The sequence below is a fragment of the Pseudomonas sp. EB271-G4-1 genome, assembly GCF_058791355.1.
On sequence record NZ_JBYTEO010000030.1, the window covers coordinates 23,763 to 36,688 of the forward strand.

Sequence of the window (12,926 nt, forward strand, 5' to 3'; positions counted from 1 at the left end):
CTCCTACAGATTTGCGGTGATCTGTAGGAGCCGGCTTGCTGGCGATCAGCTTGAAGCGCTTACAACCCGCCGGTTACCAGCAAATGCCTTCAGCCCGGCCATCCGTGCTGGTGGCCTTGGACATGAAGCCGACCAGGTCGATCACTTGCTTGCCGTGCGGGACGTTCTGCACCAGGGCGCGGAATTTCTCGTCACGGTTGCCGAGGATGATCACGTCGGAGTTGTTGATCACCGCGTCGAAGTCGGAATTGAGCAAGGACGAGACGTGCGGGATCTTCGACTCGATGTAGTCCTTGTTCGCACCGTGGACACGGGCGTACTCGACGTTGCTGTCGTAGATGCTCAGGTCGTAGCCCTTGCCGATCAGCATTTCTGCCAGGTCAACCAATGGGCTCTCGCGCAGGTCGTCGGTGCCGGCCTTGAAGCTCAGGCCCAGCAGCGCGACTTTGCGTTTGTCGTGGCTGGACACGATGTCGAAGGCGTTCTGCACCTGGGACTCGTTACTGCGCATCAGCGAGTTGAGCAGCGGTGCTTCGACGTCCAGGGAACCGGCGCGGTAGGTCAGGGCGCGCACGTCCTTGGGCAGGCAGGAGCCGCCGAAGGCGAAGCCTGGGCGCATGTAGTACTGGGACAGGTTCAGGGTCTTGTCCTGGCAAACCACGTCCATCACTTCACGACCATCGACGCCGACGGCCTTGGCGATGTTGCCGATCTCGTTGGCGAAGGTCACCTTGGTGGCGTGCCACACGTTGCAGGTGTACTTGATCATTTCGGCAACGGCGATGTCCTTGCGGATGATCGGCGCGTCGAGTTCTTCGTACAGCGATTGCAGGACGTCGCCCGAGGCCTTGTCGAACTCGCCGATGACGGTCATTGGCGGTTGGTCGTAGTCGGCGATCGCGGTGCTTTCACGCAGGAACTCAGGGTTGACCGCGACACCGAAATCGACACCGGCCTTCTTGCCGGAGCAGTCTTCGAGAATCGGGATGACAACGTTTGCCACGGTACCCGGCAGAACGGTGCTGCGGACCACGATAGTGTGACGGGTAGTCTTGTCGCGCAGGACAAAACCGATCTCGCGGCACACGGCCTCGATGTAGTTCAGTTCCAGGTCGCCGTTCTTCTTGCTCGGCGTGCCGACGCAAATCATCGACAGGTCGGTATCGCGAATCGCCTCGGCGAAGTTGGTCGTGCCGCGCAGACGGCCAGTCTCGATTCCCTGCGCCAGAAGTTCGCCCAGGCCCGGTTCAACGATCGGCGATTTGCCGGCGTTGATCATATCGATCTTGTCTTTGGCAACATCGACGCCAACGACGTCATGGCCCCGTGCAGACAGGCAACCGGCACAGACGGCGCCAACGTAACCCAAACCAAATATGCTGATGCGCATCGCAATTACCTCTCTATTATCAAGCCTGTTTTCATCGGGCCATTAGTTGGCCGAAGTTAAGGGTGTTCAGCGGTCATAGTGCACGGGCAACTACGGCTTATAGGCGCCACAGTGTCGCGTGCAGGCATTCAAAGTTTCGAGTGTCTAAACAGTTCACTCAAAGTGTGCGCAACTAGGCCTTATTGTTCTGATGTGCCTTGCCATGCAGCCGGTCTTCCAGTCAGAAGACAATGGGCAAAGGTCTTGCGCGCTCAAAGCCAGGCCGTGAGGCCTGTAAATCAAGCGGTTGGGTGCTCAGGGAAGCACGTTTATAGGGGGCGCAGCCTTGGCCTTGTAAGGGATAGTGATATGCGTATCTCCAGTCCTTAATGTGTTGCCCAAATCAGAGATCAGTCTGCCAAAGTTAATATGACAACTTGGCTGCGTAGATCTCTTCTCTGCGTAAGTTATCTCGTACACGCATTGAGAGATTCGTTACAGGTGGTATGAGCTACGCATTTGGACATAGTTCCAGCCCACCCATCGCGAATTTTGAAATTTCTTGAAATATTGAGAAAGATGGCACTGCTCTCATATTGATAGCACTTGCGATTTGGCCCTTTATATATTGGCTCAATGTCCTGTCTGGTAGTTTTGTGCCACTACTGAGAAAAATTTTCAGTGCCACTACAAAAAAAATCACTGACGTCCAGTGAAACAAAAGTTAGCAAATTGGGTGTTGGTTTTTTGGCGTCAAAGGATCGACGAATGGGGCGGGGGATTGTCGGACGATCAGGCATCGGTGCGCGACAGCTCATGAGTCGCGCACCGATCAGTTGCTTACTCTGAAGTGTGGTCGCGCAGGAACACCAGACTGTCTGGTTTAGACTGTTCGGCACTGTACCGATAGCCTTCAACGTCAAACTTTTTCAAGTCTGCCGGATCGTTGATGCGCTCTTCGATGATGAAGCGGCTCATCATGCCCCGGGCCTTTTTCGCGTAGAAGCTGATGATCTTGTACTGACCGTTCTTCAGGTCCTTGAAGTCGGTGTTGATGATGCGTGCCTTCAAGGCGCTGCGCTTGACCGCCGAGAAATACTCGTTGGAGGCCAGGTTGAGCAGCACGTCATCGCCCTGATCGGCCAGGGCTTCGTTCAACCACTCGCTGATACGCGTGCCCCAGAAGGCATACAGGTCCTTGCCCCGGGCATTGGCCAGCTTGGTGCCCATTTCCAGGCGGTACGGTTGCATCAGGTCCAGGGGGCGTAGCAGGCCATACAGGCCCGAAAGCATGCGTAGATGCTGCTGGGCGAAGTCGAAGTCGGCTTCGTTGAAGGTTTGTGCATTGAGCCCGGTGTAGACGTCGCCCTTGAAGGCTAGCAAAGCCTGCTTGGCGTTGGCCGGGGTAAAGGCGGGTGTCCAGCTGCCAAATCGGGCGGCGTTGAGCCCGCCGATCTTGTCGGAAACGTGCATCAACTCGCTGATCTGCGTCGGGGTCAGGTCGCGCAATTGCTGGATCAGTTCCTGGGAGTGGTCGAGGTACTGCGGCTGGGTAAAGCGCTGGGTCGCCGGCGGTGTTTCGTAATCAAGGGTCTTGGCGGGGGAAATCACCATCAGCATGAAGTCGTCTCCTTTAATCGTGGCGGCGATTCTAGGGGGTTGTCATCGTTGACTCCAGCTATGGGTGTGATAGGTGATCGGTGGTGTCATGGGACAAGATCGCAGCCTCGCTTCGCGAGACAGCTCCTACGGGACCGCGTTGGCGTGAAATCGGAACATGCATTCCTGTAGGAGCTGTCGAGCGAAGCGAGGCTGCGATCTTTTGATCTTCCCGCGATATAGTGCCGCCCGGGTTTTGTTATGGAGACATCCCATTGCGTATCGTTTTTCTGCTCAGCGCCTGGCTGCTGGGCTTCGGCGTCATGGCGGCGCCAGGTGAAGTGGCCACGCTGGATCGCAGCACCTGGCCGGAAAAGCTCGACAACCCGACCCTGTTCGATGTCGCGTCGCGTGCCGAAATCCTCATGTTCGCCCGTGTGCTGCTGGCCAGTGAATCCCTGGACGAAGCGGCACTGGCGCAACGCCTGGGCCTGCGCACGATCAACCTGGAGTCGGTCAATCGTGTTCGCCAGCGTCTATGGCAACGCCTGTTGGCCAACTACAACTTCGCCCAACAGAGCTGCGACCAAGATGCCTCCTTCTGTTTCCTGGTCGAGGACATGGCCACCTTGCGCGAGCAGGCGGGCAAGTTCCAGCTCAGCGAAGACAGCTACTACATACGCTGGGCCGAACCAAGTCGCCTGTTCCACACCCAGTACCTGGATGAGCAACTGCGCAAGGCGGCACTGTTTCCGCAAACCAGCAGTGAAGTCGATCATTTTGGAGACTATGAGCGCAATGGCGACGCGATGCATGACCGGCTGTTCCTGTTGACGTTCGACAGCGCCGCCAATGCCGTGCCGGACAATACCGACTGGGTCGCCGAGTACTTGCGCAAGGCCAACCTGAGCGGCACGTTCTTCGTGCTCGGCAAGGACCTCCAGGCGCGCCTGGGCGAGCGCCCGGGGACCAGTCTGCAAGCAACCTGGTCAACCCAGTGCGTCGGTGTGCAGGGCTGGGAGTTTCGCTCCCACAGCCATTGGCAGGATTGGCAGGACTCGGTACGCCGCAGCGTCGAGCTGGCCAAGAACAAACTGCCGGAGAACTTCGTCCCCCTGTTTCGCCCGCCCGACGGCCAGCGTCGCGCCGACGCCAGCGCTTTCTTCAAGGCCCAGGGGCTGCAGGTCGCACTGTGGGACATCGATGCCCAGGACGGCGCGGGCAAGCTCAAGGGCAGCCAGAGTGCGCAAAGGGTGTTGACCCTGATGCTGCTGTGGCGCCACGGGGTGATCAATTTCAATGTGAAACAGGACGGAGTGAAAACGGCGTTGCCCTGGCTGATCACGCAAACGGCGCAAAGCGGGATCGGTTGGGAAGACTGTCAGGAAGGGTTCCGCTGAAAACGGCCAAAGCCCGGAAACATTGGGTAAGTGGCGATTTTTGAGGGGGTTTTGCTGCAGGTTGATCTCCGACTGTAAACAAGTGATGGCAGTCCGCCAAGGGCTTTTCGTCACTCTGCAAAATAAACTTCAAAAAAGCGTCAAAGTGCTTTTTTCTGTCATGGGTTTTGGAGTATTACGAAGACAGACCGCCGAAACCTGCAACACAGGTGGCGTCTTCCAAGACCCCGCATGTATGCAGAACACTTGAGTCCCCGCAGGTGTATTCGGTAGTCACTTCGAGGCGCAGCACCGCCAAGGTATTGCGTCCACTGGCTCTGACAAAGGTGACCGAGTATGGATGATCACGGACGTAGCTCTTCTTCCAACCAGCCAATCCTTTATGTACTCGATACCAACGTATTGATTCACGATCCAAACGCGCTGCTTAACTTCGAAGAACACCACGTCGCGATCCCGATGACCGTGCTTGAGGAACTCGACAAGCTCAAGAGCGGGCATCACAGCGTTGCCGCCGAATGTCGCCAGGCCATCAGGCTGATCGACAAGACCCTGGGTGATGCCTCGCCCGAGGACGTCGAGCAGGGCGTGCCGATCCAGCGGGGCAAGAGCGGGCCCAAGGGATTGCTGTCAATTCTGATGAGCAAGCAGGCTGAACCCCACATCGTTCTGCCTGAGCATCTAAATGACAACAGGATCATCAACCAGCTGATCGACCTGCACGCACGCGAGCCGAAGAAGCCCGTGGTGCTGGTCACCAAAGACATCAACATGCGCCTCAAGGCGCGTGCCTGTGGGATCGCGGCCGAGGACTACAGCACCGACCAGTTGGTCGACGACGTGTCGCTGTTGCCTAATGGCTACCACAACATGAGCGGCTCCTTCTGGGACCGGGTAAGCAAGGTCGAGACCCGTCAGGACCACGGTCGCACCTGGCACCAGGTGCAGTTGATCGACAATCTGCCAGCCGTGCACATCAACGAATTCATCATCGATGAGCAGGGTTTCGTCGGCTGGATCAAGGAGATCGAGGAAGACAAGCTGCTGATCCTGGACCTGCACCAGGAGCCGCTGCTGCACCAGGAAGCCTGGGGCCTCAAGCCGCGGGATATCTATCAGAGCCTGGCGCTGTATGCCTTGCTTGATCCGGACATCCACTTGGTCAACCTGTCCGGTGCCGCAGGTTCCGGTAAAACCATCCTCGCGCTGGCCGCGGCCATCGAGCAGACCATGGTCAGCAAGCGCTACCGCCGCATCATCGCCACCCGCAGCGTGCAAGGCCTGGACCAGGAAATCGGCTTCCTGCCCGGCACCGAAGCGGAAAAAATGGAGCCTTGGCTGGGCGCTATCACCGACAACCTCGAAGCCTTGCACATGGATGACGAAAGCACCCATGGCAGCGTCGACTACATCCTCAGCAAAGTGCCGTTGCAGTTCAAATCCCTCAACTACATCCGTGGCCGCAGCTTCCAGCAGAGCCTGATCCTGATCGACGAATGCCAGAACCTCACACCGCACCAGATGAAAACCATCATCACCCGTGCCGGTGCCGGCTCCAAAGTGGTGTGCCTGGGTAACCTGGCGCAAATCGACACCCCTTACCTGTCCGCGACCAGCTCCGGGCTGACGTACCTGACCGAGCGCTTCAAGGACTTCCCTAACGGCGTGCACATCACCCTGCAAGGGGTGCCTCGTTCGATCCTGGCCGAATACGCCGAATCGCATCTGTAACCACTTCACCCAGACCGGGCGGCCCCAAAAGCCGCCCGGTTTTCCATGCCCGACACAATTCCCCATTGTGGGAGCGAGCCTGCTCGCGAAGGTGTGTCAGTCGACACAGAGGTGCCTGATACGCCTTCGCGAGCAGGCTCGCTCCCACAGTGTTCTGTGGTGATCCGATAATCTCGCGTGCGGAAATCTGACCCACAGGTTTACAATCGGGACTCCTGATCAGGAGTAACCCCGTGCTGACTCATCTCGATTCCCAAGGTCGCGCCAATATGGTCGACGTCACCGAAAAAGCCGTGACGTTCCGCGAAGCGACGGCCCAAGCGCTGGTGCGCATGCTGCCCGAAACCTTGCAAATGATCGTAAGCGGCGGTCATCCCAAGGGCGATGTGTTCGCCGTGGCCCGCATTGCCGGCATTCAGGCGGCGAAAAAAACCAGTGACCTGATCCCCCTGTGCCATCCGTTGATGCTGACCGGGGTCAAGGTCGAGCTCAGTGCCGAAGGCGAGGACAGCGTACGCATCGTCGCGCGCTGCAAATTGTCCGGGCAGACCGGGGTCGAGATGGAAGCGCTGACGGCTGCCAGTGTCGCCGCCTTGACTATCTATGACATGTGCAAGGCCGTGGATCGTGGCATGACCATTGAAAGTGTACGGCTACTGGAAAAGGTCGGCGGCAAGAGCGGTCATTTTCAGGCGGATCCATCATGAACGTCACCGTGAAGTTTTTTGCTCGATATCGTGAAGCGCTGGGGTTGGACTCGATGAAGGTTCAAGGCGACTTCGCCACCGTCGATGACGTCCGCGCACTGTTGGCCCAGCGTGAGGGTGCCGAGGTATTGAGTGAGCAAAACCTGATGTGCGCCCGCAACGAAGACCTCTGCCAGCTCGATGAGCCGGTGAGCGATGGCGATGAAGTGGCGTTTTTCCCTACCGTGACCGGGGGCTGAGCCATGGCCATTCGCGTGCAATCGACCGCGTTCGATCCCGGTGCCGAAGTCAACGCCATGCACGATGCCAATGTCGGCGTCGGGGCGGTGGTGAGTTTTGTCGGCTATGTGCGCGACTTCAATGATGGCCTGGATGTCGCCGGGATGTTCCTCGAACACTACCCGGGCATGACCGAAAAGGCCCTTGGCAAGATCGCCACCGAGGCCGAGCAGCGCTGGCCCTTGCTCAAGCTGGAAGTGCTGCATCGCATCGGTGCCCTTGAGCCCGGCGAACCGATTGTCTTTGTCGGCGCCGCCAGCGCCCACCGCCAGGCGGCATTCGACGCCTGCGCCTTTGTCATGGACTACCTGAAAACCCGCGCACCGTTCTGGAAGAAGGAAAACACCAGCGACGGCCCGCGTTGGGTCGAGGGGCGTGACAGCGATCATGCGGCGGCGGATCGCTGGAAGCAGTGACTCCGACGACTTCTGCAAGTACGCCTTCGCGAGCAGGCTCGCTCCCACAGGGGATTTTTGTCGAACACAGAATGTGTGTTCTTCAAAGTTCAAATGTGGGAGCGAGCCTGCTCGCGAAGGGGCCATCTGCAACATCCGATTTTCTCTTGACTCACCTCCCGACCAGAGGGTGATTTAAGAGCGCGGGCCGGATTGACGCCTAATACATAAAAGTCCAGTATGGATTTATAAGTACAAAAAAGGCTTCTCCCGTTTCTGCTCTTCTTCCATCTTGCCAAACCAACAACAACCCGCGAGAGAACGAACATGAAGAAATTCCCCCTCATCACCGGTCTGGCCCTGAGCTTGTTGGCGTGCAGCAGCGTGTTTGCCGCCGAGAAAACCCTGCGTATCGGCATCGAAGCGGCCTACCCGCCGTTCGCCTCCAAGACCGACAAAGGCGAAATCGTCGGTTTCGACTACGACATCGGCAATGCCCTGTGCGCGCAGATGAAGGTCAAGTGCGTGTGGGTCGAGGGCGAGTTCGACGGTCTGATTCCTTCCTTGAAAGTGAAGAAAATCGACATGGCGCTGTCGTCGATGACCATCAATGAAGACCGCAAGAAGTCGGTGGATTTCACCCACAAGTACTACTTCACCTCGTCGCGCCTGGTCATGAAGGAAGGCGCAGTCGTGGATGATCAATACAACAGCCTCAAGGGCAAGACCGTTGGCGTGCAACGGGCAACCACCACCGACCGCTACGCGACCGAAGTCTTCGAACCCAAGGGCGTCAACGTCAAGCGCTACAGCAACAACGAAGAGATCTACATGGACCTGGCAGCCGGTCGGCTCGATGCCATCTTTGCCGACACCATTCCGCTCAACGACTTCCTGTCGATGCCGCGCGGCAAGGGCTACGCATTTGCCGGCCCGGAGCTCAAGGACCCGAAATACGTGGGTGAGGGCGCGGGGATTGCGGTACGCAAGGGCAACACCGAGCTGGTATCACAGCTGAACGCCGCCATCGACGGCATTCGCGCCAATGGCGAGTACCAGAAGATTTCGCAACAGTACTTCAAGTCCGATATCTACGGCGACTGATCGATCGCTCCCGGGGCTTTCTCACGAAAGCCCCCGGTGCGCTGCAGATTCCCTGGATTTCGATGGTTTCAGGTTGAGGGCAAGTACGCTCGTCAGCACGATGATCATCCCGATGACGACCATGATCGAAGGGCGTTCAGCCAGGGCCACCGAGGCCATCAGCATGGCGGTGGGCGGAATCAAGTAAAGCGAAATGGACGCGCGGCTCACGTTGCTGTGCGCCAGTACATATGCCCAGGCGAGGTAAGCAAGGGCACTGGGGAAAATCCCCAGGATGAGCACCGCCAGATTGACCGATGCCGGGGCTTTCTGCACTTCACTCCACAACCCCGGTGCATACACAAGCAATAGCGTGGTGCCCGACCAAAGGGTGTAGCACACCATTGTCAGCCCGTTGTAGCGATGGGAATGGCGTTTTTGCATGGCGAAATAAACACTCCAGGACAATGCCGCCAGCAGAATCAGCAACCCATGGGCATCCAGTTCACCAAAACCACGATCCCCCGTGACCACGACAGCGGCACCGAGCAAACCGCCCAGCACACAGACCCATTGCCAGTGGTTGACGCGCTCCTTGAGCACGAAATGCGCCAGTAACGTGCTGAACAGCGGCGTGGATTGTGCGAGGACACTCGCGGCGCCGGCGCTGACCTCTCGTTGGCCAAAGTTGAGGGCGATGTGGTGCAGACTCACAGCAAAGAATCCCAGGACAGCCAACAGCGGCAGGTCTTTCAGGCGAGGCAGGGAAATACCCATCACCCCTGCGACCCCGGCCATGAATGTCGAGGCGATGAGAAAGCGGATCAGCGCCAGATGACCGGGCTGGTAAGCCTCTAACCCGATGTGGATGCCAATGGGCGAATAGGCCCAGCAAAGGATGACGAAAAAAGCCGCCAGGACGATTCTAGCGCCAGGGCTTTTGGCGAAAGACTGGATCTTGCGCTGGATAAAACCCATAGACTGCCTGATTCCCCAAAGTGTGAAGGTGCGACTGGATGGCTCTCGCTCGAATTATCAAAACCATCCAGATTCACTACAAGTGACTTAAACTGACTCAAGCATTCACTTTGGGTGAGCTATGGAGCTGTCCCAGCTGCGCATGTTCAACACGGTTCACCATCTCGGCAGCATCGCGCGTGCGGCTGAGGTGCTGCATTGCGTACCGTCCAATATCACTGCACGCCTCAAGTCCCTGGAGCGTGAACTCGGTACGCCGCTGTTTTCTCGCGATGGCCGAGGATTGCGGATCACGCCGGCCGGTGAAGTGTTTCTCGATTACACGACGAAAATCCTCGGCCTGGCCGAGGAAGCGTGCAGGGCGTTGGCCCCCGACGGTGCGCCAAGCGGTCCTCTGCGCATTGGTGCCATCGAGTCCAGTGCCACGGGACGCTTGCCGCGACTATTGGCCAAGTACCACGCGCTCTACCCAAAGGTGATGCTGGAGCTGAGCACCGGCACTTGGGCTCAATTGCTCGACGACACGCAACATCGTCGGCTGGATGGGGCGTTCGTAGCGGTGAACGTTGAACGCCCGGGACTGCAGCGGGAAGTGATGTACCGCGAAGATCTGATTCTCATCGCGTCCTCCTCCCACGGGCCTTTGCGCCAGGCGGCGGATCTGCAGGGCAAGGCGATTTTCATGTGGCCCCCGGGCTGCCCGTACCGCTTCGCACTGGAACAGTGGCTGCTGCGCCATGACCAGGTGCAACCGATTGTCAGCATCGCCAGCTATGGCACCATCGTTGGCTGTGTCAGTGCCGGTGCGGGCGTCTCGCTGGTACCCCGTGGAATCTACGAGCAGTATTGTCTCGGGGCAGGCTGCCAGGGATATGAATTCCCGGAACTGACGAGCATCGACAACCTTTTTTACTGGCACGAGAACGCAGGTCGGCACCCGGCTCGTGAGGCGTTTGTGAAGTTGCTGCAGGCCGAGTTCTCGGGGCCAGGGTCGTTACAGTTAATGTCTTCTTAACCGACCTGTCGTCTATTCCCACGATACCCGCTTGCACGCGCCAGGCTCTCAAAGGTCAAGGCCAGCGTGTAAACTGGCGGGCAATCGAAAGTCAAAAGGGAAACACGATGAGCGAGGAAACGATGCGTCTGGGCCGTGAGCGGCGCTACCTGGTGCTGTTGGGCATCATCTGCCTGGCGCTGATCGGCGGTGCGTTATACATGCAAGTGGTTTTGGGCGAGGCCCCGTGCCCATTGTGCATCCTGCAGCGTTACGCGCTGCTGTTGATCGCGCTCTTCGCTTTCATCGGTGCGGCCATGCGCACCCGACGCAGCATCACGGTGCTGGAGACCCTGGTGGTCATTTGTGCCCTGGCGGGCGTCGCGGTGGCCGGTCACCACGTCTATACGCAGTTCTATCCGGCCGTCAGTTGCGGCATCGATGTGCTGCAACCGATCGTCGATGGCTTGCCGCTGGCGAAGATCTTCCCGCTGGGTTTCCAGGTAGACGGTTTCTGCTCCACGCCTTACCCGCCGATCCTGGGGTTGTCCCTGGCGCAATGGGCGCTGCTGGCCTTCGTGCTGGTGGTGGTGCTGGTGCCGCTGCTGACGCTACGCAATCGAAAGGCGCTGCGCTGAAGTCATCCGATTGATGCCAAACGCCCCGGTCCTCGATGAGAGGGCCGGGGCGTTTTTGCGTTTCAGGGGGCAGGCAAGGACACCCTGATGCACGGCAATCAGGGGTGCGACAAGTCTGCGACATGTTGTCACATCGCGAGTGTCGCAGCGCGCTTTCGGGTGCCGGATTGGTGCAGTCTCCTGTAATGAAATTGGTGTGTTAGAGTGCCGCCGGTTTTTCGCCGGCCCAAAAGGAAGCAGGCAGTTTTAACAGGTTGTGGCGATTTGCCGAAGCCCTTGTCTCATCGGGGCCAGGGCGGCATTCAGGGTCGTTTCCGCGCCTTCGATACTGTCTGAATTGCGGGTGGTAGCCCTACTTTTTTTGGTGTTTTTGTTGAGAATCAATTTCGATAAGATGCGCCACTTTTACAGAATTGGGTCAGGATTGTTGCGGGCTGGGATAAAAATTATTTCGGGATAAGACATGGTTTATAAAACGCTACATATCTACAATCGCCCGCACTGAATTCCCGGCACTGCTCACCCTGGCTCTGGTGCATGAATGGCACGAGGGTGTCGAGAGGCCTTCGGGCTTGATGCGACGCCCAGGTGTCGGTGCCTCCAACTATCCGCACCAAATGGAATTGGGCTGTAACAAGGCCTTTGACCACGAATTCGAATAAGAACTCACTGCTGGCCCAGGATTTGTCGAAACGCCTCTGACGCTCGACGGGCAAGCCCTTATTCAATCCAAGAAAAATGCCAACCCTTGGCAGGGTGAAGTGTTGGCGATCAAAACCCAACTGCATTGCGCAAGCTGCTTTAGAGGTCGTGAGATGAGTAAAAACAGGTACCCCAGACTACTAGGCTTATTGCCGCTGCTCGGCACGTTGTTGCTGGGAGGCTGCAACATGACCTTGCTCAATCCCACGGGCCAGGTTGGCCTGGAACAGCGAAACCTGATCATCACCGCAACGCTGCTGATGCTGTTGGTTGTGATCCCGGTCATCGTGATGACCTTCCTGTTTGCCTGGAAATACCGCGCATCCAACACCAAGGCGACCTACACGCCTAAATGGAACCACTCCACCAAGATCGAGATCGCGGTGTGGACTGTTCCGGTGTTGATCATCATTGCCCTGGGTTACATCACCTACAAGTCGACCCACGAGCTGGACCCGTACCGTCCGATCGAATCCGACGTGAAGCCTGTGACCATCGAAGTGGTCGCGCTGGACTGGAAGTGGCTGTTCATCTACCCGGAACAAGGCATTGCCACGGTCAACAAGATCGTGTTCCCGGCGCACACGCCAATCAACTTCAAGATCACCTCCGACGCCGTGATGAACTCGTTCTTCATCCCGGGCCTGGGCGGCCAGATCTACGCGATGGCGGGCATGCAGACCAGAATGCACCTGATCGCCGACCGCAACGCTGAAATGGACGGCATCTCCGCCAACTACAGCGGTGCCGGTTTCACCGGTATGAAATTCAAAGCGATCGCAACTTCCCAGGAAGATTTCGACGCCTGGGTAAGTGAAGTCAAAAAGGCACCTAAACAGCTTGAACAAGCTGAATACGCAGCCCTTTCCAAGCAGAGCCAGAACAACCCAGTCGAGCTCTACTCCTCGGTGACGCCGAACCTGTTCCAGATCATCGTCGACAAGTACGAAGGCATGAAACCAGGCCCGAAGGTCAAGCACGAGAAGAAAGAGAAAGAAGTGGCCGCTACGGACATGAACTCGCATTCAGCTGCCGGGGCAGAGGAGTAAAC

Annotated in this window: 12 protein-coding genes; 9 read left to right on the top strand and 3 right to left on the bottom strand. The window is 57.9% G+C overall.

Annotation, left to right across the window (positions count from 1 at the left end):
• Nucleotides 1–73 precede the first annotated feature (73 nt).
• Both AC3WWR_RS16535 and yaaA read right to left on the bottom strand, forming a co-directional pair.
• The gene (locus tag AC3WWR_RS16535; RefSeq protein ID WP_020796861.1) at nt 74–1,390 is read right to left on the bottom strand and encodes a nucleotide sugar dehydrogenase; all 1,317 of its coding nucleotides are present in this window, start codon (nt 1,388–1,390) and stop codon (nt 74–76) included.
• Nucleotides 1,391–2,209: 819 nt separating this feature from the next.
• On the bottom strand, nt 2,210–2,989 hold the full coding sequence (gene yaaA, locus AC3WWR_RS16540) for a peroxide stress protein YaaA (RefSeq protein WP_492598887.1): 780 nt from the start codon (nt 2,987–2,989) through the stop codon (nt 2,210–2,212).
• A gap of 254 nt (nt 2,990–3,243) precedes the next feature.
• Here yaaA and AC3WWR_RS16545 point away from each other — a divergent pair, with 254 nt between their 5' ends.
• From AC3WWR_RS16545 to AC3WWR_RS16570, 6 genes are all read left to right on the top strand, one after another.
• Entirely contained in the window at nt 3,244–4,368 is a 1,125-nt protein-coding gene (locus tag AC3WWR_RS16545; RefSeq protein ID WP_492598888.1) for a polysaccharide deacetylase family protein, read from the top strand.
• Nucleotides 4,369–4,704: 336 nt separating this feature from the next.
• Nucleotides 4,705–6,099: a PhoH family protein gene (locus AC3WWR_RS16550; RefSeq protein WP_020796858.1), complete on the top strand. Its 1,395-nt coding sequence runs from the start codon at nt 4,705–4,707 to the stop codon at nt 6,097–6,099.
• Between the two features lie 233 nt (nt 6,100–6,332).
• Entirely contained in the window at nt 6,333–6,806 is a 474-nt protein-coding gene (moaC, locus tag AC3WWR_RS16555) for a cyclic pyranopterin monophosphate synthase MoaC (RefSeq protein WP_020796857.1), read from the top strand.
• Nucleotides 6,803–7,045 carry a molybdopterin converting factor subunit 1 gene (moaD, locus tag AC3WWR_RS16560; RefSeq protein WP_020796856.1) on the top strand — a complete coding sequence of 81 codons (243 nt, stop codon included), beginning with the start codon at nt 6,803–6,805 and terminating at the stop codon, nt 7,043–7,045. Before moaC ends, moaD begins: the two co-directional genes overlap by 4 nt.
• Before the next feature lie 3 nt (nt 7,046–7,048).
• Nucleotides 7,049–7,501 carry a molybdopterin synthase catalytic subunit MoaE gene (gene moaE, locus AC3WWR_RS16565; protein WP_033042207.1) on the top strand — a complete coding sequence of 151 codons (453 nt, stop codon included), beginning with the start codon at nt 7,049–7,051 and terminating at the stop codon, nt 7,499–7,501.
• A 306-nt stretch (nt 7,502–7,807) separates the two neighbouring features.
• Nucleotides 7,808–8,584 carry an ABC transporter substrate-binding protein gene (locus AC3WWR_RS16570; protein ID WP_020796854.1) on the top strand — a complete coding sequence of 259 codons (777 nt, stop codon included), beginning with the start codon at nt 7,808–7,810 and terminating at the stop codon, nt 8,582–8,584.
• 21 nt (nt 8,585–8,605) lie between these two features.
• On the opposite strand, the gene AC3WWR_RS16575 is transcribed toward AC3WWR_RS16570, so the two are convergent.
• Nucleotides 8,606–9,541, bottom strand: coding sequence for a DMT family transporter (locus AC3WWR_RS16575; RefSeq protein ID WP_492598889.1), 936 nt, complete (start codon nt 9,539–9,541; stop codon nt 8,606–8,608).
• Between the two features lie 121 nt (nt 9,542–9,662).
• Between AC3WWR_RS16575 and AC3WWR_RS16580 the strand changes: the two genes are divergently transcribed.
• The 3 genes from AC3WWR_RS16580 (at nt 9,663) to cyoA (ending at nt 12,924) form a co-directional block, all read left to right on the top strand.
• A complete protein-coding gene (locus tag AC3WWR_RS16580) occupies nt 9,663–10,556 on the top strand; it encodes a LysR family transcriptional regulator (protein WP_020796852.1) in 894 nt (297 codons plus the stop codon).
• 107 nt (nt 10,557–10,663) lie between these two features.
• Nucleotides 10,664–11,173 (top strand): disulfide bond formation protein B, encoded by a 510-nt coding sequence (locus AC3WWR_RS16585; protein ID WP_033038505.1) that lies wholly within the window; start codon nt 10,664–10,666, stop codon nt 11,171–11,173.
• An 815-nt stretch (nt 11,174–11,988) separates the two neighbouring features.
• On the top strand, nt 11,989–12,924 hold the full coding sequence (gene cyoA / locus AC3WWR_RS16590) for a ubiquinol oxidase subunit II (RefSeq protein WP_033038503.1): 936 nt from the start codon (nt 11,989–11,991) through the stop codon (nt 12,922–12,924).
• Nucleotides 12,925–12,926: the final 2 nt, after the last annotated feature.

Excerpts from the sequence above, each read along its gene's own strand:
- AC3WWR_RS16585 (WP_033038505.1), top strand. The coding sequence starts at position 10,664 with ATGAGCGAGGAAACGATGCGTCTGGGCCGTGAGCGGCGCTACCTGGTG.
- AC3WWR_RS16580 (WP_020796852.1), top strand. The coding sequence starts at position 9,663 with ATGGAGCTGTCCCAGCTGCGCATGTTCAACACGGTTCACCATCTCGGC.
- AC3WWR_RS16570 (WP_020796854.1), top strand. The coding sequence starts at position 7,808 with ATGAAGAAATTCCCCCTCATCACCGGTCTGGCCCTGAGCTTGTTGGCG.
- moaD (WP_020796856.1), top strand. The coding sequence starts at position 6,803 with ATGAACGTCACCGTGAAGTTTTTTGCTCGATATCGTGAAGCGCTGGGG.
- moaE (WP_033042207.1), top strand. The coding sequence starts at position 7,049 with ATGGCCATTCGCGTGCAATCGACCGCGTTCGATCCCGGTGCCGAAGTC.
- AC3WWR_RS16575 (WP_492598889.1), bottom strand. The coding sequence starts at position 9,541 with ATGGGTTTTATCCAGCGCAAGATCCAGTCTTTCGCCAAAAGCCCTGGC.
- yaaA (WP_492598887.1), bottom strand. The coding sequence starts at position 2,989 with ATGCTGATGGTGATTTCCCCCGCCAAGACCCTTGATTACGAAACACCG.
- AC3WWR_RS16550 (WP_020796858.1), top strand. The coding sequence starts at position 4,705 with ATGGATGATCACGGACGTAGCTCTTCTTCCAACCAGCCAATCCTTTAT.
- cyoA (WP_033038503.1), top strand. The coding sequence starts at position 11,989 with ATGAGTAAAAACAGGTACCCCAGACTACTAGGCTTATTGCCGCTGCTC.
- AC3WWR_RS16535 (WP_020796861.1), bottom strand. The coding sequence starts at position 1,390 with ATGCGCATCAGCATATTTGGTTTGGGTTACGTTGGCGCCGTCTGTGCC.